Annotated in this window: 29 protein-coding genes and 1 pseudogene; 18 read left to right on the top strand and 12 right to left on the bottom strand. The window is 68.4% G+C overall.

Annotated features, from left to right (window positions below; genetic code table 11):
* Positions 1 to 61: 61 nt before the first annotated feature.
* Complete coding sequence (locus tag OEZ60_RS06900; protein ID WP_263334496.1) at positions 62 to 619, top strand: hypothetical protein; 558 nt, start codon at positions 62 to 64, stop codon at positions 617 to 619.
* Here OEZ60_RS06900 and OEZ60_RS06895 read toward each other — a convergent pair.
* Entirely contained in the window at positions 616 to 945 is a 330-nt protein-coding gene (locus tag OEZ60_RS06895; RefSeq protein WP_263334494.1) for a winged helix-turn-helix transcriptional regulator, read from the bottom strand. The two genes, OEZ60_RS06900 and OEZ60_RS06895, sit on opposite strands and share 4 nt — an antisense overlap.
* 92 nt (positions 946 to 1,037) lie before the next feature.
* Between OEZ60_RS06895 and OEZ60_RS06890 the strand changes: the two genes are divergently transcribed.
* From OEZ60_RS06890 to OEZ60_RS06865, 6 genes are all read left to right on the top strand, one after another.
* The gene (locus tag OEZ60_RS06890) at positions 1,038 to 1,769 is read left to right on the top strand and encodes a hypothetical protein (RefSeq protein ID WP_263334492.1); all 732 of its coding nucleotides are present in this window, start codon (positions 1,038 to 1,040) and stop codon (positions 1,767 to 1,769) included.
* Positions 1,770 to 1,845: 76 nt separating this feature from the next.
* Positions 1,846 to 3,357, top strand: a complete 1,512-nt coding sequence (gene gatB, locus OEZ60_RS06885) for an Asp-tRNA(Asn)/Glu-tRNA(Gln) amidotransferase subunit GatB (protein ID WP_263334490.1) — start codon at positions 1,846 to 1,848, stop codon at positions 3,355 to 3,357.
* Positions 3,358 to 3,495: 138 nt separating this feature from the next.
* Positions 3,496 to 4,101 (top strand): imm11 family protein, encoded by a 606-nt coding sequence (locus OEZ60_RS06880; protein ID WP_263334489.1) that lies wholly within the window; start codon positions 3,496 to 3,498, stop codon positions 4,099 to 4,101.
* 190 nt (positions 4,102 to 4,291) lie between these two features.
* The gene (locus tag OEZ60_RS06875) at positions 4,292 to 4,921 is read left to right on the top strand and encodes an imm11 family protein (protein ID WP_263334487.1); all 630 of its coding nucleotides are present in this window, start codon (positions 4,292 to 4,294) and stop codon (positions 4,919 to 4,921) included.
* A 162-nt stretch (positions 4,922 to 5,083) separates the two neighbouring features.
* Complete coding sequence (locus OEZ60_RS06870; protein WP_263334485.1) at positions 5,084 to 5,440, top strand: DUF4177 domain-containing protein; 357 nt, start codon at positions 5,084 to 5,086, stop codon at positions 5,438 to 5,440.
* 70 nt (positions 5,441 to 5,510) lie between these two features.
* Positions 5,511 to 5,912, top strand: coding sequence for a hypothetical protein (locus OEZ60_RS06865; protein ID WP_263334483.1), 402 nt, complete (start codon positions 5,511 to 5,513; stop codon positions 5,910 to 5,912).
* A gap of 209 nt (positions 5,913 to 6,121) precedes the next feature.
* Here OEZ60_RS06865 and OEZ60_RS06860 read toward each other — a convergent pair whose 3' ends face one another.
* Entirely contained in the window at positions 6,122 to 6,379 is a 258-nt protein-coding gene (locus OEZ60_RS06860; RefSeq protein WP_263334481.1) for a BolA family protein, read from the bottom strand.
* Positions 6,380 to 6,461: 82 nt separating this feature from the next.
* Here OEZ60_RS06860 and OEZ60_RS06855 point away from each other — a divergent pair, with 82 nt between their 5' ends.
* Positions 6,462 to 7,091, top strand: coding sequence for a J domain-containing protein (locus OEZ60_RS06855; protein WP_263334480.1), 630 nt, complete (start codon positions 6,462 to 6,464; stop codon positions 7,089 to 7,091).
* Here OEZ60_RS06855 and OEZ60_RS06850 read toward each other — a convergent pair.
* Both OEZ60_RS06850 and OEZ60_RS06845 read right to left on the bottom strand, forming a co-directional pair.
* On the bottom strand, positions 7,081 to 8,748 hold the full coding sequence (locus tag OEZ60_RS06850) for an SDR family oxidoreductase (protein WP_263334478.1): 1,668 nt from the start codon (positions 8,746 to 8,748) through the stop codon (positions 7,081 to 7,083). The two genes, OEZ60_RS06855 and OEZ60_RS06850, sit on opposite strands and share 11 nt — an antisense overlap.
* On the bottom strand, positions 8,741 to 9,139 hold the full coding sequence (locus tag OEZ60_RS06845; protein ID WP_263334476.1) for a thiol-disulfide oxidoreductase DCC family protein: 399 nt from the start codon (positions 9,137 to 9,139) through the stop codon (positions 8,741 to 8,743). Before OEZ60_RS06845 ends, OEZ60_RS06850 begins: the two co-directional genes overlap by 8 nt.
* A gap of 120 nt (positions 9,140 to 9,259) precedes the next feature.
* Here OEZ60_RS06845 and OEZ60_RS06840 point away from each other — a divergent pair.
* A pseudogene (locus OEZ60_RS06840) lies at positions 9,260 to 9,379 on the top strand (molecular chaperone DnaJ); the annotation flags it as partial.
* A gap of 6 nt (positions 9,380 to 9,385) precedes the next feature.
* On the opposite strand, the gene OEZ60_RS06835 reads toward OEZ60_RS06840, so the two are convergent.
* Entirely contained in the window at positions 9,386 to 10,279 is an 894-nt protein-coding gene (locus OEZ60_RS06835) for a LysR family transcriptional regulator (RefSeq protein ID WP_263334474.1), read from the bottom strand.
* A gap of 121 nt (positions 10,280 to 10,400) precedes the next feature.
* Between OEZ60_RS06835 and OEZ60_RS06830 the strand changes: the two genes are divergently transcribed.
* Positions 10,401 to 11,366, top strand: a complete 966-nt coding sequence (locus tag OEZ60_RS06830) for a sulfotransferase domain-containing protein (protein ID WP_263334472.1) — start codon at positions 10,401 to 10,403, stop codon at positions 11,364 to 11,366.
* Positions 11,367 to 11,543: 177 nt separating this feature from the next.
* On the opposite strand, the gene OEZ60_RS06825 is transcribed toward OEZ60_RS06830, so the two are convergent.
* Both OEZ60_RS06825 and OEZ60_RS06820 read right to left on the bottom strand, forming a co-directional pair.
* Positions 11,544 to 11,747, bottom strand: a complete 204-nt coding sequence (locus OEZ60_RS06825) for a DUF1059 domain-containing protein (protein WP_263334471.1) — start codon at positions 11,745 to 11,747, stop codon at positions 11,544 to 11,546.
* Between the two features lie 27 nt (positions 11,748 to 11,774).
* A complete protein-coding gene (locus OEZ60_RS06820; protein ID WP_263334469.1) occupies positions 11,775 to 12,173 on the bottom strand; it encodes a GFA family protein in 399 nt (132 codons plus the stop codon).
* A gap of 96 nt (positions 12,174 to 12,269) precedes the next feature.
* Between OEZ60_RS06820 and OEZ60_RS06815 the strand changes: the two genes are divergently transcribed.
* Complete coding sequence (locus OEZ60_RS06815; RefSeq protein WP_263334467.1) at positions 12,270 to 13,157, top strand: LysR substrate-binding domain-containing protein; 888 nt, start codon at positions 12,270 to 12,272, stop codon at positions 13,155 to 13,157.
* Here OEZ60_RS06815 and msrB read toward each other — a convergent pair.
* Positions 13,144 to 13,617 (bottom strand): peptide-methionine (R)-S-oxide reductase MsrB, encoded by a 474-nt coding sequence (gene msrB, locus OEZ60_RS06810; RefSeq protein WP_263334466.1) that lies wholly within the window; start codon positions 13,615 to 13,617, stop codon positions 13,144 to 13,146. The two genes, OEZ60_RS06815 and msrB, sit on opposite strands and share 14 nt — an antisense overlap.
* A gap of 206 nt (positions 13,618 to 13,823) precedes the next feature.
* On the opposite strand from msrB, the gene cobS reads away from it, so the two are divergent.
* The 5 genes from cobS (at position 13,824) to OEZ60_RS06785 (ending at position 19,456) form a co-directional block, all read left to right on the top strand.
* A complete protein-coding gene (gene cobS / locus OEZ60_RS06805; RefSeq protein ID WP_263334464.1) occupies positions 13,824 to 14,810 on the top strand; it encodes a cobaltochelatase subunit CobS in 987 nt (328 codons plus the stop codon).
* Positions 14,810 to 15,262: a hypothetical protein gene (locus tag OEZ60_RS06800; RefSeq protein ID WP_263334462.1), complete on the top strand. Its 453-nt coding sequence runs from the start codon at positions 14,810 to 14,812 to the stop codon at positions 15,260 to 15,262. The genes cobS and OEZ60_RS06800 overlap by 1 nt, the downstream gene beginning before the upstream one ends.
* On the top strand, positions 15,259 to 17,127 hold the full coding sequence (gene cobT / locus OEZ60_RS06795; protein ID WP_263334460.1) for a cobaltochelatase subunit CobT: 1,869 nt from the start codon (positions 15,259 to 15,261) through the stop codon (positions 17,125 to 17,127). The genes OEZ60_RS06800 and cobT overlap by 4 nt, the downstream gene beginning before the upstream one ends.
* 116 nt (positions 17,128 to 17,243) lie before the next feature.
* On the top strand, positions 17,244 to 19,052 hold the full coding sequence (locus OEZ60_RS06790; RefSeq protein WP_263334458.1) for an aminopeptidase P family protein: 1,809 nt from the start codon (positions 17,244 to 17,246) through the stop codon (positions 19,050 to 19,052).
* A 62-nt stretch (positions 19,053 to 19,114) separates the two neighbouring features.
* The gene (locus tag OEZ60_RS06785) at positions 19,115 to 19,456 is read left to right on the top strand and encodes a DUF427 domain-containing protein (protein WP_263334457.1); all 342 of its coding nucleotides are present in this window, start codon (positions 19,115 to 19,117) and stop codon (positions 19,454 to 19,456) included.
* A 57-nt stretch (positions 19,457 to 19,513) separates the two neighbouring features.
* Here OEZ60_RS06785 and OEZ60_RS06780 read toward each other — a convergent pair whose 3' ends face one another.
* Entirely contained in the window at positions 19,514 to 21,121 is a 1,608-nt protein-coding gene (locus OEZ60_RS06780; protein ID WP_263334635.1) for a chloride channel protein, read from the bottom strand.
* Positions 21,122 to 21,286: 165 nt separating this feature from the next.
* Here OEZ60_RS06780 and OEZ60_RS06775 point away from each other — a divergent pair, with 165 nt between their 5' ends.
* Together OEZ60_RS06775 and OEZ60_RS06770 are read left to right on the top strand one after the other, a co-directional pair.
* The gene (locus OEZ60_RS06775) at positions 21,287 to 22,663 is read left to right on the top strand and encodes an FAD-binding oxidoreductase (RefSeq protein ID WP_263334455.1); all 1,377 of its coding nucleotides are present in this window, start codon (positions 21,287 to 21,289) and stop codon (positions 22,661 to 22,663) included.
* Entirely contained in the window at positions 22,660 to 23,049 is a 390-nt protein-coding gene (locus OEZ60_RS06770) for an SgcJ/EcaC family oxidoreductase (RefSeq protein WP_263334453.1), read from the top strand. The genes OEZ60_RS06775 and OEZ60_RS06770 overlap by 4 nt, the downstream gene beginning before the upstream one ends.
* A 174-nt stretch (positions 23,050 to 23,223) precedes the next feature.
* On the opposite strand, the gene glyS is transcribed toward OEZ60_RS06770, so the two are convergent.
* Genes glyS through OEZ60_RS06755 form a run of 3 tightly spaced genes read right to left on the bottom strand, consistent with a single transcriptional unit; the run spans position 23,224 to position 26,849 of the window.
* Positions 23,224 to 25,446, bottom strand: coding sequence for a glycine--tRNA ligase subunit beta (gene glyS, locus OEZ60_RS06765; protein WP_263334452.1), 2,223 nt, complete (start codon positions 25,444 to 25,446; stop codon positions 23,224 to 23,226).
* A complete protein-coding gene (locus tag OEZ60_RS06760; RefSeq protein WP_263334449.1) occupies positions 25,447 to 25,920 on the bottom strand; it encodes a DUF6446 family protein in 474 nt (157 codons plus the stop codon).
* Positions 25,917 to 26,849, bottom strand: coding sequence for a glycine--tRNA ligase subunit alpha (locus OEZ60_RS06755; RefSeq protein ID WP_263334447.1), 933 nt, complete (start codon positions 26,847 to 26,849; stop codon positions 25,917 to 25,919). Before OEZ60_RS06755 ends, OEZ60_RS06760 begins: the two co-directional genes overlap by 4 nt.
* Positions 26,850 to 26,937: the final 88 nt, after the last annotated feature.

Genomic DNA, 26,937 nt, shown 5'->3' with positions numbered 1-26,937 from the left:
CGCAACGTGATCCCGCCGTGACCGCCACGGCGGCTATGGATAGGAGCCGAAAGGAGGCCCGATGCGCCGCCCCGCCGCCGCCCTCGTCCTTGCGCTGCTCGCCGCCACGGCCGCAGCACAGGACCGCGCCGGCCGCAACACGCCGGGCGACTGGGTCGTCACCCACCACCGCCATTTCGGTCTCTGGGACTCGGTCTGCGACGAACGGCAGGAGGGCGCATCCATGCACCGGCGCTGTTACATCCGCTATGTGGAGGTCTTCTCGCACCGGCCCGCCTTCGCCGCGCATTTTCTCTTCGTGACACCCGAGGGCGCGGACCTGCGGATCGAATACGGCTCCGAGCCCGGCACCCGCTTCGCCAAGGACGGCCACCGCATCGAGACCGGCGGCGCGACGGTCTGGACCGCGACCCGCGCCGGCTGCCTCGCGGGCGGGAACTGCATCTTCACCGGCGCCGAGGCGGCCGAACTCTACGCCCGCCTGCGCGCCGGCGGCACCTGGCGCTTCGACTTCGCCGACCGCCACGGCGCCTTCCGGCAACTCGCCTGGGATCTCGCGCCCTTCGCCGCGGCGGCGGCCGATTTCGAAGCCGAAGCCGCCGCCCGCGGCCTGCGCTAGCCGGAAACCACCGGCGGGGTATGGTCCTCGCCCCAGTCGTAGAGCGCCTGCATCACCGGCCCGAACGCCCGGCCCTTCTCGGTCAGCGCGTAGTCCGCGCGCGGCGGGTGCTGCGAATAGACCTCGCGCGCAACGAGCCCTGCCTCCTCGAGCTTCTTCAGCCGCGCCGAAAGCGTGTTGGGCGACAGGCCGAGCTCGGCCTGAAGGTCGGCAAAGCGCCGGTTTCCCTCGAGAAAGAACTCGCGGAGGATCAGGAGCGACCACTGGTCGCCGACGATGTTGGTGGCCCTGAGGATCGGGCAGTTGTCGCGTGCGGCTCGTTTCATCGGCGGAGGATAACACTCTCGTTACGGATCCGGAATTTACTATTATTTAAATAGTCACTATATTTTTTGTATTCAATCGAAAGGATCCCGCCATGATCGACCTCATCCTCGACACCTATGTCCGCAGCTTCGCCGTCCTCCTGCCGGCGGCGGTGACTGCCTTCGTCTCGCTCCACGCCCATGAGGCCGGCCTGCCGCACGGCCGCGTCGTCGGCGCCGCCCTTGCCGTCGCCGTCGCGCTCGGTCTCTGGTCGGCCGGCGCTGCCCAGCTCGCCGCGAACGGCCTCCTCGACCCGCCCGCCACCGCCCTTGAACCGCCCTACATCCTGATGATCCTCACGGGCGGCGCGCTCTTCCTCTGGGCGCTGGCGCGGGCGACGGCGACCGGGCGCCGGATCACCGACACGATGGGCCAGGAGGTCCTCATCGGCTTCCAGTCCTTCCGCGTGATGGGCGGGATCTTCCTTCTCGGCTGGGCCGCCGGCGTCATCCCGTGGCAATTCGCGCTGCCCGCCGGGCTCGGCGATATCTGGGCCGGGGTCGCCGGCTACCGGGCGATGCGCGCCGTGACCCGGGTCGAGGCGGATGCCCGCGCCAAGGTGATCCGCGCCAACGTCATCGGGCTTGCCGATTTCGCCGTCGCCGTCCTGATGGGTGTCACCACCTCCGACGGCATGTTCCAGCTCTTCTCCCATAACGCGCCGAACATCATCAACGCCTGGCCGCTCGGCCTCTTCCCGGCCTTCTTCGTGCCGATCTTCATCGCTTTCCACCTCCTCTCGCTTGGCAAGCTGCGCGAGACCGACAAGGCGATCGCCGCCTGACTCCGGCCACGCAAACCCTTGCCGGCCCCGGCCCGCTCCCTTAGAAAGCGGGCCGGACAGCCGAAGGACCAAGCCCATGCTCGACCTGACCTTTGAGACCCCGAAACCCAAGGTGATTTCCGGCGCCAAGGAGGACTGGGAGCTGGTGATCGGCCTCGAAGTCCACGCCCAGGTCTCCTCGAAGGCCAAGCTCTTCTCCGGCGCCTCGACCGAGTTCGGCGCCGAGCCGAACTCCAACGTCGCCTTCGTCGACGCCGCCATGCCCGGCATGCTGCCCGTCATCAACGAGTTCTGCGTCGCCCAGGCGGTCAAGACCGGCCTTGGCCTCAAGGCCGCGATCAACCTGCGTTCCGCCTTCGACCGCAAGAACTACTTCTACCCCGACCTGCCGCAGGGCTACCAGATTTCGCAGCTCTACCACCCGATCGTCGGCGAGGGCGAGGTGATCGTCGACATGGGGCCGGGGATCGCCCGCCGCGTCCGGATCGAGCGCATCCACCTCGAACAGGATGCCGGCAAGTCGATCCACGACCTCGACCCGACCATGTCCTTCGTCGACCTCAACCGCACCGGTGTCGCGCTGATGGAGATCGTCTCGCGCCCCGACATCCGGGGGCCGGAGGAGGCGGCGGCTTACGTCGGCAAGCTCCGCCAGATCATGCGCTACCTCGGCACCTGCGACGGCAACATGCAGAACGGCAACCTCCGCGCCGACGTCAACGTCTCGGTCTGCCGGCCGGGCGATTACGAGAAATACCAGGCCACGCAGGACTTCTCGCATCTCGGCACGCGCTGCGAGATCAAGAACATGAACTCCATGAGGTTCATCCAGCAAGCCATTGAATTCGAGGCGCGCCGCCAGATCGCCATCATCGAGGACGGCGGCAAGGTCGTGCAGGAAACCCGCCTTTACGACCCCGACAAGGGCGAGACCCGCTCGATGCGCTCGAAGGAAGAGGCGCATGACTACCGCTACTTCCCCTGCCCCGACCTCCTGCCGCTCGAGATCGAGCAGGACTGGGTCGACGACATCGCGAAGTCGATGCCGGAGCTTCCCGACGCCAAGAAGGCGCGGTTCGTGAATGACTACGGCATGACCGAATACGACGCCAACGTGCTGACGGCGGAAGTCGAGAACGCCGCCTTCTTCGAGGCGGTGGCCAAGGGCCGCGACGGCAAGCAGGCCGCGAACTGGGTCATCAACGAGCTTTTCGGCCGCCTCAACAAGGAAGGCCACGCCATCGCCGAAAGCCCGATCTCGGCGGCTCAGCTCGGCGGCGTCCTCGACCTCATGGCCAAGGGCGAGATCTCCGGCAAGATGGCCAAGGACCTCTTCGAGATCCTCTGGACCGAGGGCGGCGACCCCGCCGAGGTCGCGGCCAAGCACGGCATGAAGCAGGTCACCGACACCGGCGCCATCGAGGCCGCCGTGGACGAGGTGATCGCCGCCAACCCCGCGCAGGTGGAAAAGGCGCGGGCCAACCCGAAGCTCGCCGGCTGGTTCGTCGGCCAGGTCCTGAAAGCCACCGGCGGCAAGGCCAACCCGGCCACGGTCAACGAGCTGGTGGCGAAAAAGCTCGGGCTCTGAGCCCGAGCCAGCCCCCGCATCCCGGCGACACTCCCCGTCAAGCCGGGCCGGATTTCCGGCCCGCGCGCCACACTTTCGCCCGCTCCTTCGGTCACAGACCGGGAACCGGACACCGGATCCGGCACCGGGAGAGTGACGATGACCGAGACCGTCTGGCTGAGCGTGGCGCCGCAGAAATCGCAGATAACCGCGTGGTTCGAGATGGAAGATCGCGTAGTCCCCGCATTACAGCGTTCGAACAACGCCATGTTCCACGGGGGAGGGGGGCATCTGGACCCCAACCTTCTGCCGCAGCGGGCGGTCGAAGATGTCGGCCGCAAGGTGACGCGGCTTCCGCACCTGTTCAAACTGAACGGCTTCCTCTGCGTGACCGAAAAGGCTGCGGCGGTGCTGCGCACCCATGATCTGGGCGGTGGCGGGCTCTATCCGCTGGAGCTGGTGCGGCGCGACGGGGTGACGCCGGTGCCGGGGCAGTTCTGGGCGCTGAATTTCGGCGCGAAGAAGAATGCGCTGAATGTCGAGGAGAGCCGAAATATCCATGGACATCCCCAGCATGGGTTCAGGCCCGAACTCTGGGCAAAGGACGATGACATCGCGGTCACTCCGAACGCGCTCGAAGGTGCCGATATCTGGGGCGACGAGCTGGTGGATACCGGCTTCTTCGTCAGCCCGAAACTCGGCGCCGCGCTTCACAAGGCCGGGCTCGCCAAGGCCTTTCACCTGATGCGTTGCCGCATCGTCTGAGACGCGCGCCGCCTGCCCCCGTGACGTCCCCGCCCGAGACCCACGTCCGGCGCCGCCCCCTTACCCCAGCAGCAGAGCCCCCTCCCCGCCAAGCCGGGCCGGATTTCCGGCCCGCGTGCCACACTTTCGCCCGCTCCTTCGGTCACAGACCGGGAACCGGACACCGGATCCGGCTGCGGGGAGAGTGACGATGACCGAGACCGTCTGGCTGAGCGTGGCGCCGCAGAAATCGCAGATAACCGCGTGGTTCGAGATGGAAGATCGCGTAGTCCCCGCATTACAGCGTTCGAACAACGCCATGTTCCACGGGGGAGGGGGGCATCTGGACCCCAACCTTCTGCCGCAGCGGGCGGTCGAAGATGTCGGCCGCAAGGTGACGCGGCTTCCGCACCTGTTCAAACTGAACGGCTTCCTCTGCGTGACCGAAAAGGCTGCGGCGGTGCTGCGCACCCATGATCTGGGCGGTGGCGGGCTCTATCCGCTGGAGCTGGTGCGGCGCGACGGGGTGACGCCGGTGCCGGGGCAGTTCTGGGCGCTGAATTTCGGCGCGAAGAAGAATGCGCTGAATGTCGAGGAGAGCCGAAATATCCATGGACATCCCCAGCATGGGTTCAGGCCCGAACTCTGGGCAAAGGACGATGACATCGCGGTCACTCCGAACGCGCTCGAAGGTGCCGATATCTGGGGCGATGAGAGTATCAGGGTCGGCTTCTTCGTCAGCCCGAACCTCGGCGCCGCGCTTCACAAGGCCGGGCTCGCCAAGGCTTTTCACCTGATGCGCTGCCGCGTGGTCGGAGACCGCCCCGGACACCCGGAATGACCCGCCCCCGACGGCGCGACAGCGATTGTTTTCAGTCGGTTACCGGACTTTCCTGCGAGGATTTCCGCCGATGCCCCGCCGCCTGCCTCGCCGTCACCCTTGCCGAAATGCCCCGCTTCGGCTAAGTGGCGCGGGTCCCGCCCGAGGTGCGAAGAGGCCCAGATGCAGACTTTCGAATACAAGGTCGTCCCCGCTCCCAACCGGGGCGAGAAGGCGCCGGGGCTCAAGACGCCGGGCGACCGCTTCGCCCATGCGCTGGCGCAGCTGATGAACGACCTCGCCCGCGACGGCTGGGAATATGTCCGCGCCGACACGCTGCCGTCGGAGGAGCGCGCCGGCATCACCCGCCGCACCACGGTCTACCACTCGGTCCTCGTCTTCCGCCGCCCGCGCGGCGAAAAGCAAGCCGAGGAGGCGCCGCGCCGGCTCCTCGCGGTCGACGCGCCCACCGGCCGGGCGCCGCGCCTGCGCCACGAGGGCGAGGCGCGCGCGCCGGGCAGCGACGCCAAGCGCGACTGACGCCACCCAAGCGATTGTGTCCGCGCCGTTTCACGGCGATACTCGCGCTCCACAGATGCTGGAGGCGCCCATGATCGCGATCCTGAAGATCGTCCACCTGCTTGCGCTCTCGGTCGGGCTCGGCGGCGGAGTCGCCACGCTGATCGTGCGCTGGACCGCCGCCAAGGCCGACCCCGCGCTCGGCGGCCGGATCGCGCTTCGGATCAGCCGCGCGGGCTTCCTCGCGGTCCTCGTGCTCTGGGCCACCGGGATCGCGCTCGCCACCCGCGCCGAGGCCGCCGGCCTGACACTCGGGCTCTTCTTCTGGCTCAAGATCGCCGCGGCGGTGGTCCTGACCGGGGCGATGCTGACGTTTCAGGTCCGGGCGCTGAGACCCGGCCCCGAGGTCGCCGCCCTCGCCCGCCTGCTCTCGCCGCTGATGCTCGGCGCGTCGACGCTCGCAGTGGTCTTCGCCGTCCTCGCCTTCGGCTGAACCGCCCCCGCCGGACCCTGGCGCTTCCCTCCCCCCTCGTGGGGGAGGGAGAGGGAGGGGGGGGCCGGGGGGGGCCCCCCCCCCCCCCCCCCCCCCCCCCGGGGGGGGGGGGGGGGGGGGGGGGGGGGCCCGCCCCCACCCCCATCCCCTCCCCACGAAGGGGAGGGGAGCCGTCCGGCCCCGGCGCCGCGCCTTTCGGTGAGGGCGGTCTAGCCCGCGACGTCGATCGCCAGCGCGTGAATCCGGCCGACAAGTTCGGGCCCGATCGCGGCATGGACCGCCCGGTGCCGTGCGACCCGGCCCATGCCCTCGAAGGCCGGGGCGCGGATCACCACGCGGAAATGGGTCTCGCCGCCCTCGCGCCAGCCGGCATGGCCGCGATGGCTCTCACTCTCGTCGATGACCTCGAGCCGCTCCGGCGCGAAGGCCGCCTCGAGCCGCGCGTGGATTTCCGCCCTAACCGCCATTTTTTTACCTGCCCCCTTCAAAGCGCCGCGAAATGTCCTAGAATTGGCACCCCGAGTCGGAAAGGCAATAGACGAAGACACCATGACCAGACCCGACCCCTTCGGTTTCGACATTTCGGCCGCTTCCGACAAGAAGAAGCGCACCAAGGGCCGTCGCGGCATGTCCGGCGCCTTCGAGACCTCGAGCCGCGAATGCGAACATGCCGGCTGCACCGAAACCGGCCAGTACCGTGCGCCGAAGTCGCCCGACCAGCTCGACGACTATTTCTGGTTCTGCAAGGAACACATCCGCGAATACAATCTGAAGTGGAACTTCTTCCAGGGCACCACCGACGACGAGTTCCAGAAGTTCCTCGACAAGGACCGGGTCTGGGGCCGCGAGACCAAGCCCTTCGCCAAGAAGGGCACCGAGGACCGCGCGTGGGCACGGCTCGGCATCGAGGATCCGATGGAGATCCTCGGCGCCAATGCCACCCAGAACCCCGGCCGCGCCACGGTGGGCCGCAAGCTGCCGCCGACCGAGCGCAAGGCGCTCGAGATCCTCGAGGCCAAGGACAGCTGGACCAAGGTCGAGATCCGCAAGCAGTACAAGAGCCTCGTAAAGGACCTGCATCCCGACATGAACGGCGGTGACCGCTCGGACGAGGATCGGCTGCAGGAGGTTGTCTGGGCCTGGGACCAGATCAAGGACAGCCGCAACTTCAAAGACTGAGCGGGTCGTCGTCCGGAACCAGCCAGCCGCGATAGCGCACGATCGGCCCGGAAAGCGGGTGCGACAGGGCGACGTCGAAGGTGGCCCGGCCCTGCGCGTCGACGCCTTCCAGCGTCTCGCTCACCGGCAGCAGTAAGCGCGGGAGCGGGAGCCCGAGGATCCGCCCCGACAGCACCGGGTAGGCCAGCCGGCCCGCGTGTGCGGTCAGGCCGATATGGAACGACAGCGGCCCGAAGCGCTCGACGATCCCGCGGCCCTGTCCACCGGCGGGCGTGAGATGCGAGCGGAAGCGCCGTCCGGCGAAGCTTCGCGTCCAGACTTCGCCCGCCCCCCGGCGCTGCATCTCGACGCTGACGGCGCAGTCCTGCGTCGCGGGCGGAAAGCCCATCGCCCATCCGATCAACCGTGCAAGGCGGCCCTGCCCGCGCACCACTTCGGCGCGGCCCGCCCAGCGGCGCAGGTCGATCACCCGGTGCAGCGCCCGGATCGGCTCCGGCAGCGCCGCAAGGCTGCCGCCCAGCGCCTCCGCGAACAGCAGCGGGAAGCGCGCGCCCTCCTCCTCGAGCGTGATGTCGATCGACGACCGGGCCAGCTCGGCGGCGAATGCGGGCACCCCGAACTCGGCCAAGCAGGGCCGCGCGCCGGGGCGCGCCCCGCCGCCGAGCAGTTGCCGCAGCACGATCCGCGCCGGCAGCGTCGGCACCTGCGGCCCGTCGCCGGCACCGGCGCGCAATCGCCATTCGCGCTGGACGGCGTCGCCGCCGGGCATGATGCCGGCCACCACCACCTGCATCCCGCCCCGGTCGGAGCCGAACGGTTCGAGCCGCGCCGCGATCCAGCGCAGCGCCGCGCCAAGCGGCACGAGGTTTCGGACCAATCCGGCCCGGACCGGCAGTGACAGGAACCACAGCCCGCCGCGCATGAGCCGCAGCTCCAGCCCGGCCCGGAACACGACCGATCGGGCCCGGAACCGCTCCGGGAAAAGCAAGAGGTCCGGCGCGCCGATCAGGCTCGCCCAGCGGGCACGCTCGCCGGCAAAGAGCGCGATCCCGACCGGCTGGTCCCAGCCGCGGCCCTCGGTCCAGCGGCTGCCGCGCCACAACCTGATCCGCTGCCCGGCCTGCGCGAGGATCGCGCGCACGACCGAAACGCCCCGCGGCGCGCGGTTGCCGGGCAGGATGGCGATGTCGATCAGGTGCAGGTCGTCGATGCCCCGGCAGAGATGCTCCACCACCGCCGACGACAGCGCGGGCACGCTCGACACCCCCGACAGGACCTGGACTCCCGCCGCGCGGGCCGGAACGTCGAGCGCACCGATTCCGGCGGTGAAAGCGGCGTCGTCCGAGAGGTCGAGATAATGCGCCCCCGCCGCGACCGCCGCCCGCGCCAGCCGGTAGGGGTCGGCGCCATAGGCCTGGAACGGACCGGCCGCGTCGATCACCGCGACGGGGCGCAGCGCCGCGATCCGCGCCTCGAGATCGGGCGCATCGCGGTCCAGCCGCTCCGCCCGTCCGCCGTGCCGCGCCGCGAACCGCTCCGCCGCCGCGCGGTCGCGCCCGGCGACGATCACCTCGACCTGAGGCTCGCGGAGGAGCGCGATGCAGAGCCGCGAGCCGAAGACGCCGGTGCCGCCGATGACGAGGACCGGCCTAGTCAATCAGCCGCGCCCGCAATTCGGGGGGCGGCGCGGCGCAGGCGCGCCGGCCGGCGATGCGGTAGCGGTTCCGGGCGATCCGGTCGTAGATCCAGTCGCCCCCCGGCAGGTGGCGCGTCAGCGCCAGCCAGCGCCACGGCCAGCCGAGCGCCGCCATCGCCGCCGCGAAGGCCCGCATCTTCACATGCGCCCTGCCGTCGACGATCACGATGTTGGTCGTCATCGCCACCGGATCGAGCCCGTGCCTCAGGTAGAGCGCCCGCCCGAGGTCCGATTGCGCGGTGACGAAGCGGAAGCGCCCGGCCCGGTCGTGACGGTGCATGAAGCGGGCGAAGCCCGAGCAGAAGACGCAGGTCGCATCGAAAACGATCAGATCCGCAAGGTCGTGCCGCATCGCATCCCCGCCCCCTATGTCCCGGTGCTAGCAGGAGAAAACACGCCCGGCAATGCGACGGATCGCCCTCAGGCGGGCCGGAACGTGAGCGCGAGCCCGTTCATGCACTAGCGCAAATAGTCCCTGGTCAGGAACCTGCATCCCGACATGAACGGCGGCAACCGCGACGACGAGGATCGGCTGCAGGAGGTTTTCTGGGCCTGGGACCAGATCAAGGACAGCCGCAACTTCAAGGACTGACCGCCCTCAGCCGCGCAGCACGCGCCGCCGCGCCCTGAGCCGCCCGGCCGCCATCTTCATGAAGGCCGCGACGCGGGGCACGCGGCGCTTCTCCGGCGTCGTGATCAGCCAGAGATGGCTGACCATCTCGGGCGGCGGGGGGAAGCATCGCTGAAGGTCGCGCTCGCCGTCGCCGTGAAAGCAGGGCAAGGCGCCGACCCCGACGCCCGCGCGCAGGACGCCCGTGAGGTTCATGATCGTGTTCGAGACCCCGGCGACCCGCCCGGGATCGGCATGGGCCATGAACCACAGCGAGCCCCGCCGTTCCGCCACCCGCCCGCCGACGGCCACGACGGCGTGGTTTGCAAGATCCGCTGCCGAAGCGGGAACGCCATTGCGGGCGGCATAGTCGTGGCTGCAATAGGCGGTCCAGCCGACATCGGCGACCCTGAAGCCCCAGAGCCGTTCGTCGATCCCGCCGTCCGATGCGCGGACGGCGACATCCGCCTCACCGCGCAGAAGATCGAGCACGTTCTCCGAACTGTCGTATTCGATCTTCACGTCGGGATGGTCGCGCCGGAACTCCGCGACGACCGGCGCGACGAGGTGGCTGAAGACGACCTCGGGCGCGGTGACGCGGATCTGCCCCGCAAGCGTCCGCTTCAACCCGCTCGCGAGCCGCGCGAGATCCTCGGCCTGGCTCCGCATCGGCTCCGCCGCCGCCGCAAGCAGACGCCCCTCCTCGGTCAGGCGGAAGCCCTGCGGCGTCCGCTCGAACAGCGCGAGCCCCAAAGCGTGCTCCAGAACGTCCATCCGCCGACTGACCGTGGTCTGGCTGAGGCGAAGTGCTGCCGCGGCGGCACGGGTAGATCCGGCCCCGGCCACGGCGAGAAACAGGCGGACGTCGTTCCAGTCGAACATGCCGGCCACTGCAGAAATGCAGAACGGTTCATCATTATCCCGAATTCCCGATTCTGCACAGGCCCGGCAGAAAACCTCTATCCGGCGCGGCCCGCGCCATCGCCCCGAGAGAGGACACACCGTGACCTACCACTTCCCCTATTACCCCGTGAAGACACGGGAAATGCACAATCACCACATGGATTCGACGATCTGGAACGACTTCCGTTTCCGCGACGACGACATCGTCATCTCGACCTACGCCAAGTCCGGCACGACCTGGACGCAGCAGATCGTCAGCCAGTTGATCTTTGCGGGCGCCGAGGGGCTCGACGTGGCCGCCATGTCGCCGTGGCTCGACCTCCGCGTGCCCGCGCGGGCGGAGAAGCTCGCCGCGCTCGAGGCGCAGACCCACCGGCGCTTCATCAAGACCCACCTGCCGGTCGATGCGCTCGTCTTCTCGCCGCGCGCCAGGTACATCTATATCGGCCGCGACGGGCGCGACGTCGCGTGGAGCATGTACAACCACCACGCCACTGCCAACGACTTCTGGTACGAGGTGCTGAACGACACGCCGGGCCGCGTCGGCCCCGCGATCGGGCGCCCTCCCGCATCGGTCCGCGACTACTTCACCGACTGGATGCGGCGGGACGGTCATCCCTTCTGGCCCTACTGGGACAACATCCGGACCTGGTGGGCGGTGCGCCACCTGCCCAACGTGCATCTCACGCATTTCGAGGCGCTGAAGGCCGACATGCCGGGCGAAATCCGCAAGATCGCGGATTTCCTCGGGATCAGGATCGACCCCGCGAACTGGGATGCCATCCTCGAGCATTGCAGCTTCGACTACATGAAGGCCCATGCGCCATCCGTCGTGCCGCTCGGCGGCGCCTTCTGGGAGGGCGGCGCGCCGACCTTCATCAACAAGGGCACGAACGGACGCTGGCAGTCCGTCCTGAGCGCGGCGGAAAGCGCGCGCTACGAGGCCCGGGCGCTTCTGGAGCTCGGCCCGGACTGCGCGGCCTGGCTCAGCACCGGGCGCCGGAGCACGTCGAACGATAACCAGGACGCAAGCTCGCTGAAATACCTGACCCACGATCGGCGTTGATCGTCCGGCTGTGGGCAGGGACAACTTTTGGCCTGCAGGGTCATCGGTGCGATCGTTCCACGGCGATCGTGCCGATGCCTTCGGGCGGCCCAGGCCACGCCGCTCTACCGCGACGCGCAATGGGGGTCCGACACGCGCCCACGTCAACCCTGCCAACCTCGTCGGCCCGGTCGCGGTTCAGGGCTGGTCGGCGGTCCCGATCAGGTTTGCGATCTGCTGCCGGTCCTCGACGCTCCAGGCCCCGGAATCCTCGCCGTGCGCGATGCGCGCATGGGTTTCGATCAGCGCCCAGACTTCGGCTTCGGTGGCGGCCGTCACCTTGCCGGGACAGGACTCCATCCCGGGATAATCCGCGCAGGCATAGCTGTAGGTCTTGGCCATGATGCGTCTCCTTCTTGGCGTGGCGTTTCAGGGGAACCGATCGAAGGCCTTCAGGCGCTTGTCCAGCGCGACCCAGGGCTGCCGGTGTGCCAGGTAGACGTTGGAGGTCGGCACGGCCGCCGCGGGATCGTCGAGCGTCGCGGACATGACCGCGGTGTCGGTCCAGTCCTCCCCGGCATAGGTCAGCGAGGTACCGCAGCGGGAACAGAACCCCCGCTCGACACCGGGCGACGAGCGGTAGACCGTCAGCTCGCCGCGCGTGACCGCGAAGTTTTCCGGCGCGACCGCCGTGTAGGTCGCGACACCCGCCCCGACGGCGCGCTGGCACGACCGGCAGTGGCAATGGGCCGAATAGGTGAACGGCCCCGTCAGCCGGTACCGCACCGCTCCGCACATGCAGCCGCCCTCGTGGATCGTCCTAGCCATGTCCGCCTCCCCGGATCGGTTCCCCGGCCCATGCTTTCAGCGGCACGGTCAAAAAGCGATTCAGATCTTCTGCGCATCTGTTAGGATTTCTGACAGATGCAATGGAGCGACCTGCCCCCTCTGAACAGCCTCAGGGCCTTCGCCGCGCTGGCCGAAGCGGGCAGTTTCGTCGCGGCCGGACGCGCGCTCGGGGTGTCGCACGGGGCGGTGACCCAGCAGGTCCGCGCGCTCGAGGACCGGCTCGGCACGGCCCTGGTCGAGCGGCGCGGCCGCGGCGTCGGCCTGACCCCGGAGGGGGCCGATCTGGCCCGGTCGCTTGCCCAGGGCTTCGGCACCATTCACGCCGCCGTCTCCAGCCTCGCCGGGGCGGAGAGGCAGCGTCCGGTCGAGATCACGATGTCACCGGCCTTCGCGACCTGCTGGCTCATGCCCCGCCTCGCCGGGTTCCGCCGCCGCCATCCCGGCATCGCACTGACCCTGATCCCGACCTCGGAGATCATCGAGCCGCGCCCCGGCGGCGTCGATGTCGCCATCCGCTACGCCGAGCGCGGAAGGGCGCCGCCGGATGCCACGGCGGTGCTCGTCGCCGACATGGCGGCCGTCGCCGCCCCTGCGCTCCTCGCCGGGCGCCGCATCGCGCGGCCCGAGGATCTCGGCGCGCTGCCATGGCTCGAGGAACTCGGCACCAGCGAGGTCCGGGACTGGATGAGCCGCAAGGGCGCCGGCGCCGCGCGCCCGCCGGTCTCGCAAATGCCGGGCAACCTGATCATCGAGGCGCTGCGCCGCGGCGAGGGCGTGACCTACACCGCCCTGCCCTTCGTCGCCGAGGAGATCCGCCGCGGCGCCCTGGTCTCGTTCTTTGCCGATCCCGGCTACGGCATCTACCACATTCGGACGGCGGAAGGCGCCGGCCGCGCGGCGGCGCGGACCTTCCTGCGCTGGCTGTGCCGCGAGGCGGAACGCGCCCCGCTCACGCCGCCCTGAACACCAGCGCCAACCCGTTCATGCAGTAGCGCTTGCCGGTCGGTTTCGGCCCGTCGTCGAAGACATGGCCGAGATGGCCGCCGCAGCGGCGGCAATGGACCTCGGTCCGCCGCCCGAGAAGCCCCCAGTCCGGCTTCGTGCCGACCGCATCCGGCAAGGGCTCCCAGAACGAGGGCCAGCCGGTGCCGCTGTCATACTTCGTTTCCGACGAGTAAAGCGGCAGGTCGCAGCCCGCGCAGTGAAAGGTGCCCGCCCGCTTCTCGTCGTTGAGCGGGCTCGTATAGGCCCGCTCGGTCGCCTCCTCGCGCAAGACCCGGTACTGCGCCGGGGTCAGGAGCTTCCTCCACTCCGCCTCGCTGCGCGTGATCTCGAAGCTCTCGGCCGCCGTGATCCGCCCGGCACCGGCCCAGAAAGCCAGCCCCGCCGCGCCGAGTGCCAGCGCTCCCCTGCGTGTCGTCATCCCGTCTCTCCTTGGCCCTACTGCCCGGTCGCGGCCGATCATGCCCCGGATACCGCCTCCCACGCGGTAAAACCTGCGCGAAACCCGGTCGCAATCGCGTGATGTCGCAATCGGACGCCCGGATTTCGCCGCCGCTCTTGCACGCCCGGACGTTATGCTCCATCAAAGCGCCGTGGCGCGTCCGGGGGCCGACGCGCGGTCAGGACATGGCGGACAAGATGCTCGACACGATAGCGAAACCCACCGAGGAAATCTCCGTCCGGGAGGTCTTCGGCATCGACACCGAGATGAAGGTCAAGGGCTTTGCCGAGAAGACCGACCGCGTGCCGGAGATCGACCCGACCTACAAGTTCGACCCCGACACCACGCTCGCGATCCTCGCGGGCTTCGCCTACAACCGGCGCGTCATGATCCAGGGCTATCACGGCACCGGCAAGTCGACCCATATCGAGCAGGTCGCCGCCCATCTCAACTGGCCCTGCGTGCGGGTCAACCTCGACAGCCACATCAGCCGGATCGACCTCATCGGCAAGGACGCGATCAAGCTCCGCGACGGCAAGCAGGTGACCGAGTTCCACGAGGGCATCCTGCCCTGGGCGCTCCGCAACCCCGTCGCCATCGTCTTCGACGAATACGACGCCGGCCGCGCCGACGTGATGTTCGTGATCCAGCGGGTGCTGGAGCATGACGGCAAGCTGACGCTCCTCGACCAGAACGAGATCATCACGCCGCACCCCTCGTTCCGGCTCTTCGCGACCTCGAACACCGTGGGCCTCGGCGACACGACCGGGCTCTACCACGGCGTCCAGCAGATCAACCAGGCGCAGATGGACCGCTGGTCGATGGTGGCGACGCTGAACTACCTTTCGCACGACGCCGAAAGCGCCATCGTTCTCGCCAAGAACCCGCATTACAACACCGAGAAGGGCCGCAAGACGATCTCCCAGATGGTGACCGTCGCCGACCTCACGCGCACCGCCTTCATGAACGGCGACCTCTCGACGGTGATGAGCCCCCGGACGGTGATCAACTGGGCCCAGAACGCCGAGATCTTCCGCAACACCGGCTACGGCTTCCGCCTCACCTTCCTCAACAAGTGCGACGAGCTCGAACGCCAGACCGTGGCCGAGTTCTACCAGCGCTGCTTCGACGAGGAACTCCCCGAGAGCGCGGCGAGCCAGAGCATCCGGTGATGTACTGGACGTCGTCGGGATTGATCAAAGGGCTTGTGATGGTGGGCGCTTTCTCAGCGATCTTCGCAAATTCCTCTTCTGCAAGCGAGTTTGAACACCTTAAACAAATATTAGAACGCGGCGACGCCGAGCAGTTTGCAATTGCGCATCAATGTGCTGCCCTGTTCCATTCAAGCATTGAACTAGGCGGAAACGCCATGGATGAGCAGACGCTTGAAAAGTACAAGGCTATGCGCTCGACAGCCCAGAAATTCTCCAAAATATCTTTAGAAAAAAAGGGACTATCTGGCGAAGATCTTATTTTGGCTCACGTTACGGGCTACCTCGAGAAGTTGACAGGCTACTATACGTTTTATCAGGAACTTGGGAAGAATGGCGAAAACCCGTTTGCCAGTTCTGATTGGCAGGCAGACAAAGAAATATGCGTAAAGCTTTTTGACTTAAAACCATGACCCAACGCTCCGACAACCCCGCCGATCCGTTCAAGAAGGCGCTCGCCGAGGCCACCAAGACGATGGCCGACGACCCGGACCTGACGGTTTCCTATTCCGTCGATCCGCCGGGCATGACCGCCGACACGATGCGGCTGCCGCAGGTCTCGCGCCGGATGACGCGGGAGGAAGTGCTGATCGCGCGCGGCACGGCCGACGCCTTCGCGCTCCGCCACCGCCACCACGACGCCAAGGTGGCCGCGAAATACCTGCCCCAGGGCCAGATGGCGCGCGATCTCTACGAGGCGATGGAGACCGCCCGCTGCGAGGCGGTGGGCGCGCGGGCCATGCCCGGCACGCTCGGCAATATCGACGCCAAGATCGGCGCGGAGGCCGAGCGCAAGGGTTATTCCCAGATCCGCTCGGCGCAGGAGGCGCCCTTGGCGCAGGCCGCGGGCTATCTCGTCCGTCACCTCGCGACCGGGCGCAAGATGCCCGGCGGCGCCCAGAACGTGATGGAGCTCTGGCGACCCTTCATCGAAGAGCAGGCCGGCGGCACGCTCGAGCATGTCGACGAGGTACTGGCCGACCAGGCCGCCTTCGCCCGCCTCGCCCGGCAGGTGATCAAGGATCTCGGCTACGGCGACCAGCTCGGCGACGACCCGGACATGGAGGACGAATCCGAGGGCGACGAGGCGCAGGAGGAAGAGCAGGAAAGCCCCGAGAGCGAGGAAGGCGAGGACCAATCCGAGGAATCGGAAGCCAGCCCCGAGCAGTCCCAGGACGACCAGGACGACCAGTCCCAGGCCGAAGTCACCATGGACGACATGGCCGAGATGGAGGACGGAGACGAGGCCGAGATGCCCGAGGGCGAGGCGCCGCTGGAACCGCCCCCGCCTCCGCCGCATTCCGATGCCGACCCGAACTATTCCGTCTACACCACGGATTTCGATGAGGAAATCAAGGCCGAGGACCTGGCCGAGCCGGCCGAGCTCGAACGCTTGCGCGCCTATCTCGACCAGCAGCTCGAACCGCTGAAGGGCGCGGTCTCGCGGCTCGCCAACAAGCTCCAGCGGCGGCTGCAGGCGCAGCAGAACCGCAGCTGGGAGTTCGACCGCGAGGAAGGCATCCTCGACGCCGGCCGCCTCGCCCGCGTCGTCGCCAACCCGACGACGCCCCTGTCGTTCAAGGTCGAGAAGGACACCGAGTTCCGCGACACCTGCGTGACGCTCCTGATCGACAATTCCGGCTCGATGCGGGGCCGGCCGATCTCGATCGCGGCGATCTGCGCCGACGTGCTCGCCCGCACGCTCGAACGCTGCCAGGTCAAGGTCGAGATCCTCGGCTTCACCACCCGCGCCTGGAAGGGCGGCCAGAACCGCGAACGCTGGCTCGCCGCCGGGCGGCCGGCGCAGCCGGGGCGGCTCAACGATCTGCGCCACATCATCTACAAGCCCGCCGACGCGCCGTGGCGGCGGACCCGGCCCAACCTCGGGCTGATGATGAAGGAAGGGCTCCTGAAGGAGAACATCGACGGCGAGGCGCTGGAATGGGCGCACCGGCGGATGATCGGGCGGCCCGAGCAGCGCAAGATCCTGATGGTGATCTCCGACGGCGCGCCGGTCGACGATTCGACGCTCTCGGTGAACCCGGCGAACTACCTCGAGAAGCACCTGCGCGACGTGATCGCGATGGTCGAGAAGCGCAAGGCGGTGGAACTGATCGCCATCGGCATCGGCCATGACGTGACCCGCTACTACCAGCGCGCGGTGACGATCACCGATGTCGAGCAACTGGCGGGCGCGATGACCGAACAGCTCGCCGCGCTGTTCGACACCGACCCCAGGGCGCGGGCGCGGGTGATGGGGATGAAGAAGGCCGGCTGAGCCCCGCCCCTACCTCTCACGAGCGTCTGTACGAAAGCTGTACGCTTGCTGTACGGAAGACAGACGCAAATCAGACGCATGCCGCCCCTGTCGGACGGCGCGGGGGGAGAATGCCCATGTTCCAGAGCTTCAAGTCCACCGCCCGCCCGGAACAGGGCCCGCCCCGCCTTGCCGCCCTCCGCACGGTGATCGACGAGGCCGGTCTCGACGGCTACATCGTGCCGCGCGCGGATGCCCACCAGGGCGAATACGTCGCCCCCGCCGACGCCCGTCTCGCCTGGCTCACCGGCTTCACCGGCTCGGCCGGATTCTGCATCGCGCTGCGGAAAATCGCCGGGGTTTTCATAGACGGCCGCTACCGGACGCAGGTGAAATCGCAGGTCGATACCGGGGCCTTCACCCCGGTTCCCTGGCCCGAGGTGAAACCGGGCGCCTGGCTCAAGGACCAGCTTCCCGACGGCGGCCGCATCGGCTTCGACCCCTGGCTGCACACGAAAAAGGAGATCGACGAGATCGAGGCCGCACTCAAGGGCAGCGGCATTGCGCTCTGCCCAGAGCGCAACTTCGTCGACCTGATCTGGGCCGACCGCCCCGCGCCGCCGCTCGGGCCGGTGGCGATCCAGCCCCTCGACCATGCCGGCGAGACGGCCGAGGCCAAGCGCATCCGGCTTGGCGCCGAACTGGCCTCGGCGGGGCAGGAATCCGCGGTGCTGACGCTGCCGGATTCGATCTCCTGGCTTCTCAACATCCGCGGCTCCGACATCGAGCGGAACCCGGTCGTGCAGGCCTTCGCTATCCTCCACGCGACCGGCCGGCTCACGCTTTTCATCGCGCCCGAGAAGCTCTCCGACGCGGTCCGCGCCCATCTCGGCCCCGACGTCACGCTGCGCCCGCCCGCAGCCCTCGCCCCGGCCCTGCGCACCCTCACCGGGCCGGTCCGCCTCGACCGCGCCACCGCCCCCCTGCAGGTGGCGCTGGAACTCGAGACCGCGGGTATCGAGATCGCCTGGGGCGCCGATCCCTGCCTGCTGCCCAAGGCAAAGAAAAACGCCGCCGAGATCGCCGGGATGGAGGAGGCGCATCTCAGGGACGGCGCGGCGATGGTCGAGTTCCTCGCCTGGCTCGACGCCGAGGTGCCGCAGGGCGGGCTGACCGAGATCGACGTGGTCCGGGCGCTCGAAGGATTCCGCCGAGCGACGAACGCGCTGAAGGAGATCAGCTTCGAGACGATCTGCGGCGCGGGCCCCAACGGCGCGATCATGCACTACCGGGTGACGGAGGAGACCAACCGGCCGCTGAAGCCGGGCGAGATCGTGGTGATCGATTCCGGAGGCCAGTATCTCGACGGCACGACCGACATCACCCGCACCGTCTCGGTGGGACCGGTGGACCCCGAGGCCAGGGCCGCCTTCACCCGCGTGCTGCAGGGCATGATCGCGATCTCCCGCCTGCGCTGGCCGAAGGGCGTGGCCGGTGCCCATCTCGATTCCATCGCGCGCTACAACCTCTGGCTCGCCGGTCATGACTTCGACCACGGTACCGGCCACGGCGTGGGCGCCTATCTCTCGGTCCACGAGGGGCCGCAGCGCCTGTCGCGAACCGGCGAGGTACCGCTTGAGCCCGGCATGATCCTCTCGAACGAACCCGGTTACTACCGCGAGGGCGCCTTCGGCATCCGGATCGAGAACCTGATCCTGGTTGAGGAGGCGCCGCCCCTGCCGGGTGGCGACGCCCATCGCAAGATGCTCACGTTCCGCACCTTGACCTTCGTGCCGATAGATCTGCGCCTGATCGACGCCCAGGCCTTGACCGGGGCCGAACGGGCGTGGATCAATGCCTACCACGCGGAGGTCGCGGCCCGGATCGGTCCGCGAGTCTCGGCGCCCGCGCGCGACTGGCTCGCGACGGCGACGAAACCGGTCTGACATATTCCTGAAGGACTGTTCGGCGAGAATTGGGCCCCGATCGGGCCAGATGGAGGTATGAGATGACAGACCAGATGCGGATCTACATGGCGGAGGGCACCTGGGTCGTTCGAGCCGCCGGGGCGGTTATCGGCGAGAGCGCCCGCGCGCTCGAACTCAGCGGTCCCGGCGGCGCGCCCGTGATCTACTTTCCGCGCGACGATATCGCCATGGCCTTCCTCGACCGCAGCGAAAAACAGACGGCCTCCCCCGTCCTAGGCACGGCGAGCCACTACACGATTGCCGCCAAGAGCGGCCCCATCGCCGACGCGGCGTGGAGCTACGAAACCCCGGCCGCCGGGATGGAGGCGATCGCCGGCCATCTCGCCTTTGCCCCCGACAAGGTCACGGTCGAGCGGCTCTGACCACGATTTTTCTGCGAAAAATCAACGAACTTTCGCAGAAAATTCGGGTTCACCCGATCAGCTGTGCTCCTCGGCCGCGGTGTCGGCAAGCGCGGCCGCATAGGACCTGAGCGCGTCAGTCTGAAAGACCGCGCCGAGCAGCACAGGCTCGCCGGTCTCGGGATCCGGCTTCGTGATCGGCACGAAATCCGCCCCGGTCTTCTCGAAGAGCCGCAACGCCGTCTCGAGTGTCTGCGTCGCCCCAAGGACGACGCCCTGCCCGATCAGGTCCCTGCAGGCCGCCTCCGGGGCCGCGCGGGCATGATCCACCGGGCGCAGGATCGTCGCGAGCCGGATCGTCTCGGCGAGATAGGCTTGCGGACCGGCCGCGAGATGCACGCCGCGCCGTTCGAGCTGGGTCAGGAAGAAGGACCGGGCAACGAGCCGCGAGGCGAGCGCGGTCGACAGCGATACCGCCGTCATCACCGCGAGCCCGGTCTGCCAGTCGCCGGTCAGCTCGAAGACGATCAGCGTGGTCGAGATCGGCGCCCCCAGCACCGCCGCCGCCACCGCGCCGGTGCCGGCGAGCGCGTAGACCGTCTCCGCCCCCGACACGTCCGGCAGGACGCCGGTCGCGATCAGGCCGAAGGCGAGCCCGGTCAACGCGCCCACGACGAGTGCGGGCGAGAACATGCCGCCGCCCATCCGCCCGCCCATCGTTACCGCCACCGCGATGACCTTGACGATGGCGAAGATGATCGCGGTCGAAAGGCCGATCTGTCCGGTGAGCGCCGCCGCCGTCGTCTCGTAGCCGACCCCGATGATGTGGGGAAACGGGATCGCGATGGCGCCGAGGACCGCGCCCGCCAGCATCGGCCGCAGGTAGCGCGGGAGCCCGGTCGCAGTCTGCACCCGGTTGCCGATGTCCTCGGCGAAGATCACCGAGCGCATGAGCACCGCCGCCACCAGCCCCGACACGAGGCCGAGGAGCAGGAACGCCGGCAGTTCGACATAGAAGGCGAGCCCGCCCTCCTCCGGCAGCATGAACTCGGTGACGCCGCCGAATTCCAGCCGGTTGATCACCGTGCCCGCGACCGAGGCGATGGCGATCGGCGCGAAGGCATGGACGGCGAAGTGCCGAAGAACCACTTCGAGCGCAAAGATCGCCCCGGCGATTGGCGCGTTGAAGCTCGCCGAGACGGCGGCCGCCACCGCGCAGCCCAGAAGGTCGCGCCCGGTGATGCCGTTGGCGCCGATCCGGTCCGAAACCCAGGTCGAGATCACGGCCGCGAGGTGCACGACCGGCCCCTCGCGCCCCGACGAGCCGCCCGAGCCGAGCGTGATCAGCGAGGCCGCCGCCGAGGCGAGCCCCGCGCGCTGCTCGACCCGCCCCTCCTTCAGCGCCGCGCCCTCGATGACGTCGGCAACCGCCCTTACCCGCCCGTCCGGCGTGAACCGGTCGAGGATCAGCCCGACCACGAGCCCGCCGAGGATCGGCACCGTCAGCACCCACCACCACGGCAGCTCCCCCGCGACCGAGGCGAGGCGAATGTCATCGCTGCCGTAAAGGAAGGTCTGGAGCCAGCCGATCCCCTTGCGGAAGAAGAGCGCGGCGGTGCCGGCCGCGATCCCGATCGCCAGCGCGATGAACCAGAACTGGACCTGGCTCGGCCCCTTCGTCCGCATCACCGCGAGCCCCCGTGCCGCTTCGGCGCGGATCGCGGCGGCCTGGCGGCCGATCCAGTTCGGAGTATCGTCTTCCACCCGGCACTTTTCCGCGAGCCGTCCCCGTCAGGGCTTCCCCGGCCCGCCCGCTTGGCCTAGGGTCCCGGCGCCCGTCCCGAGGTCCAGATGCCCCACGACACAGCACTTGCCGAACTTGCTTCCTTCTTAGGAGATCGCCTCGCGCGGTCCAAGCCCGAACGCGAAGCTCATGGCCGGAGCGAAACCTGGTTTCCCGAAACGCCGCCCGACGCGGTGGCTTACCCGGAGACGAGCGCGGAGGTCTCCCGTATCATATCCACCTGTGCGAGGCTCGGCTGCCCGGTCACCGCCTGGGGCACCGGCACCTCGCTCGAGGGCCACGCGCTCGCGGTCCGGGGCGGGGTCAGCCTCGACATGAGCCGCATGAACCGGGTCCTCGCGATCCGCGCCGAGGACATGCAGGCGATCGTCCAGCCGGGGCTCACCCGCGAGGCGCTGAACTCCGATTTGCGCGCGACCGGGTTGATGTTCTCGGTCGATCCCGGCGCCGATGCCTCGCTCGGCGGCATGGCCGCGACCCGCGCCTCCGGCACCACCTCGGTGCGCTACGGCACGATGCGCGACAATGTCATGGGGCTCGAGGTCGTGCTGGCCGATGGCCGCGTCATCCGCACCGGCTCGGGCGCGCGTAAATCCTCGGCCGGCTATGACCTTACCGGGCTTTTCGTCGGCTCCGAGGGCACGCTCGGCATCATCACCGAACTGACCCTGAAGCTCCACGGCCAGCCCGAGGCGATCTCGGCCGCCGTCTGCGCCTTCGACGATTTCGAGGCGGCGGTCCGGACCGTCATTGCGACGATCCAGATGGGCATCCCGATGGCCCGGATCGAGTTCGTGGATGAGACGGGTGCTACCGTCTTCAACGCCGCGAATGGCACGGACCTGCCGGAAAAACCGCATCTGATGGTCGAGTTCCATGGCTCCGAGCTCTCTGCCGCCGAGGACGCGAAACGGTTCGGGGAGATCGTTGCAGAGATGGGCGGGGCGCATTTCGACTGGGCGACCACGACCGAGGACCGGAACCGGCTCTGGAAGATGCGGCATGGCGCCTACCCGGCCTGCCTCGCCTTCCGTCCCGGTTCGATGGGCCTTGTCACCGACATCTGCGTGCCGATCTCGCGTCTCGCCGAGGCGGTGCGGGAAACGCGGGCGGATATCGCCGAGAGCGGCCTGACCGGGCCGATCATCGGCCATGTCGGGGACGGCAATTTCCATTCCGTGCTGCTGATCGAGCGCGACAACGCGGCGGAACTGAAGGCCGCCAAGGCGCTCGCCCACCGGATGGCGGAACGGGCGCTGAGGCTCGGCGGCACGATCACCGGCGAACATGGCGTCGGCATGGGCAAGAAGGATCTGATGGAGATGGAGCATGGCGCGGCCTGGGAGGTCATGGCGCGGATCAAGCGGGCGTTGGACCCCGACGGCATCCTCAACCCCGGCAAGGTGGTCGAGGTGAGCCAATGACGCTGTCCGCCCCCGAAACCTTCGTCCGCGCCTTCGCCAATGCCTGGGCGGTGCGAGACGCGAAGGCCATCGCCGCGCTTTTCGCCGAGGACGCGGATTTCCTCACGCTGACCGGCCACTGGGCCGAGGGTCGCAAGGCCGTCGAAGAGACGCTCGCGGGCGAGATGGCCGGCGCGTTCGCGCGCGCGAAGCTGGTGACCGGACGCACCAAGCTGCGCATGGTCGCGCCGGGCGTGGCGCAGCTCATGCAGCGCTATGTGCTCTCGGGCATTCTCAATGCCGACGGCTCCGATGCGGGCCGGGTCGGCGCGATCCTCTCGGCGGTTCTGGTCGAGGGACCGCAGGGCTGGACGGTGGCGGCGGCGCAGTTCACGGCGGAAGGGTGAGCGGCGGTCGGGCCGCAGGGCCCGACCGATCGCTCCGGTGGAGCGATTGAAGCCGCGAACGCGCGCCGCGCAGGCGGCGGGCCGGGAGAGAGTGCCACATGCAACCGGCCCATCGCTTGCGCTCCGGGCGTTCGGCGCCGACGATCTTCCACCGGAAGATCGACCGGGCGCGCCTCACCCTTCCAGCTTTGTGAGATCCGCCACGCTGAGGCAGATCGTCCGGATCCGCGAGAGCAGGTTCAGCCGGTTGCGCCGCACCACCTGGTTGTCGGTATTGACCTGCACCGCCTCGAAGAAGGCGTCGATGGGGGCGCGCAAGGACGCCATCGCCGACATCGCGGCGGCGAAGTTCTCCGCCTCTATCGCCGGGGCGATGGCAGCCTCGGCCTTGTCGAGGGCGGCAAAGAGCGTGCGTTCGGACGCGTCTTCCGCGAATTTCGGATCGGCGCCGAACGAGTATTCGACCCCGTCCTTCTCCTCGGCCTGCGTCAGGATGTTGTTCGCCCGCTTGAAGCCCTGGATCAGGTTTTCGCCGTCATCGGTCTTGAGGAATTCGCTGAGCGCCTCGGCGCGCTTCACCAGAAGCGTCAGGTCGTCATTGCCGGGCATGGCGAGGCAGGCGTCGATGACGTCGTGGCGGATGCCCTCGTCGCGCAGATGGACCTTGAGGCGGTCGTGGAAGAAGGCGAGGAGGTCTTTAACGACAAGATCAAACTCTTCCCAAAGAACCCGATGGTCTTCGTAGAAGGCGCCATCGTCAGTCTCTCCCGACCCGGTAACTTCGACGAATCGATCAAGGTAGGTGGGCCGCGATTTCAACACCATAGTATCCGGTCGAACTTGGCCATATGAAATAGGCATGTGGAGCGCGTTTTTAAACCAACGCTCAATGATAGAGGCAACACCTCCACGCACATCATTCCCCAACACCAACCGGATCACGCCCAGCGCCGCCCTTCTCAGCGCAAAGGGGTCCTTCGACCCGGTGGGCTTCTCGTCGATCGCCCAGAAGCCGGTCAGCGTGTCGATCTTGTCGGCGAGCGCCACGGCGACCGAGACCGGCTCGGTCGGCACCGCGTCCGAGGGGCCGAGCGGCTGGTAATGCGCCTTGCAGGCATCGGCCACCGCTTCGGGCAGGCCGGCGGCCTTGGCGTAGTAGACGCCCATCGTGCCCTGAAGTTCGGGGAATTCGCCGACCATCGCCGATTGCAGGTCGGCCTTGGCGACCCGCGCGGCTTCCGCCGCGAGGTCGGGCTTGGCGCCGACCAGCGGTGCGATCTCGCGCGCCAGCGCCTCGATCCGCCCGATGCGGTCCTTCTGGCTCCCGAGCTTGTTGTGGAAGGTGACGTGGGCCAGCCCCTCGGCCATGCCTTCGAGCCCCACATCACGAACCGTCCGCAAGTCGTTCTCCCAGAAGAATTTCGCGTCCGAGAGACGGGCCGAGAGCACCTTCTGGTTGCCCTTCAGGATCGTCGCCCCGTGGTCGGCGGGGTCGTTGTTGGCGACGGTGACGAAGCCCTCGATCCGGCCGGTCTTCGGGTTGCGGCAGGAGAAGAACTTCTGGTGCTCCTTCATCGAGGTCTGCAGCACCTCGGGCGGCAGGCCGAGGAACTCCTCGCCGATCCGGCCCATCAGCACCACCGGCCATTCGACGAGCCCCGCAACCTCGGTCAGAAGGCCACGATCCTCGACCACCTCGAGCCCCGCCGCGAAGGCGGCGTTGGTGGCGTCGTGCCAGATGTGACCGGCCCGCTCCTCGGGGTCGAGCATCACCTTCGCGCGCTTCAACTTCGCCGCATAATCCTCGAAGGAGTTTACCGAAAACGCCTCCGGTGCGAGGAAGCGGTGGCCGCGCGTCGCGTTGCCAGAGTGGATGCCGTCGATGTCGAGCGGCACGACCTCGGCCCCGCTTTCGTCGGAGAGAAGGCAGAGGATCGAGTGCAGGGGCCTGACCCAGCGCAAGGCCCCCGAGCCCCAGCGCATCGACTTCGGCCAGGGGAAATTGCGGACCGTCGCCTCCAGCACCTCGGCGACGATCTCCGCGGCTTTCCGCCCCGGCTTCTCGATCACCGCGAAATAGGCCTGGCCCTTGCCGGCGTCGCGCACCTCAAGCTGATCCAGCGTCAGCCCGGTCGAGCGCAGGAAGCCCTGCACCGCCTGCTCGGGCGCGGTGGTCGCCGGGCCCTTGCGCTCCTCGCGCACCGCGCGGCTTTCCGCCGTCAGCCCGTCGATGGCGAGCACCAGCCGGCGCGGCGTCGAGAGCGCATGCGCCCCCGCGTAGGTCAGCCCCGCCGCGACGAGCCCGTCGGTGACGAGCGCCTTCAGATCGGTCCGGGCCTTCGCCTGCATCCGGGCGGGAATTTCCTCGGAGAAGAGTTCGATGAGGAGATCGGCCATTTACTTCTCCGCGCTTTCGTTCAGTTCGTGCCAGGCATAGGCCCGGCCATCGGCATAGACCGCGACGACGCGGTCGACACCGGGGTGGATGTTCTTTTCCGACAGGAAGGCGAGCGCCGCGCCGGAGTTCAGGTCGGCGCCGATGCGCTCGGCGTCGAAGCAGGGGAACTGGCGCGGGCCGATCAGCGGCTCGGCGCCGGGGTAGTCCGCGAAGGTCTCGGTCAGCATGGCGAGCGACAGGGGCGTGTGGAAGCAGGCGCGGAAACGCAGGGGCGAGCTCTCGGCGTCGATCCCCTCGAAGGCGTCGGTCGGCAGGGCTTCCACCGCGCCCGAGAGCGCTGTCAGCCGGATCTCGGCCGCGGCCGAGGCGGGCTCGACCGGCGCGTAGAACGCGTATTCCTGCATGTAGTAGAGGGCGATGCCCGCCAGAAGCGCCGTGACCACGATGAACCCCGCGACGATCTTTCCGTTCACGCCGCCCGGCCTTCCGAGGCGCCGCCCGCCTCGGTCGTGACGAAGGCATCGGCGCATTTCTTGGCGAGCGCGCGGACCCGGCCGATATAGGCCTGCCGCTCGGTCACCGAGATCACGCCGCGCGCGTCGAGGAGGTTGAAGAGGTGCGAAGCCTTGATGCACTGGTCATAGGCGGGATGCGCCATGACGATGCGGCGCCCGGCACCGTCGGTCTCCCCGGCGGCAAGGATGCGCTCGCATTCGGCCTCGGCGTCCTTGAAGTGCTGGAGCAGCATCTCGGTATCGGCCTGGTCGAAGTTCCAGCGCGAGTATTCCTGCTCGGTCTGGCGGAAGATGTCGCCGTATTTCAGCGGGATAGGGCTCGCGGGATCGTTGAACGGCATGTCCATCACATGGTCGATGCCAAGGACATACATCGCGAGCCGTTCGAGCCCGTAGGTCAACTCGCCCGAGACCGGCTTGCAGTCGTGGCCGCCGACCTGCTGGAAATAGGTGAACTGGCTGACCTCCATCCCGTCGCACCAGACCTCCCAGCCAAGCCCCCAGGCACCGAGGGTGGGGCTTTCCCAGTCGTCCTCGACAAAGCGTATGTCGTGCAGGCCCATGTCGATCCCGATCGCGGCAAGCGAGCCGAGATAGAGCTCCTGCAGGTTCGCGGGCGAGGGTTTGATCAGCACCTGGTACTGGTAATAATGCTGCAAACGGTTCGGGTTCTCGCCGTAGCGCCCGTCGGTCGGGCGGCGCGAGGGCTGGACATAGGCCGCGGCCCAGGGGCGCGAGCCGAGTGCGCGCAGCGTGGTGGCCGGATGGAAGGTGCCCGCGCCGACCTCCATGTCGTAGGGCTGCAGCACCGCGCAGCCCTTGCCGGCCCAGTAGGTTTGCAGGCGCAGGATGATTTCCTGGAAGGAACGGGGGGCGGTCGCGGTCATGTCGGGCCTTCTCGGGCGTAAAAACGCGTTCTCAATAGGCAACAGCCGCGGGGCGGTCAATCGGCGCCGGGGCGATTGTGGCGTGACG

The organism is Albidovulum salinarum (assembly GCF_025673475.1).
GTDB classification, from domain to species: domain Bacteria; phylum Pseudomonadota; class Alphaproteobacteria; order Rhodobacterales; family Rhodobacteraceae; genus Albidovulum; species Albidovulum salinarum.
Note: the sequence above shows the minus strand (reverse complement) of the source record. Positions and strands in the feature narration are given on the sequence as shown.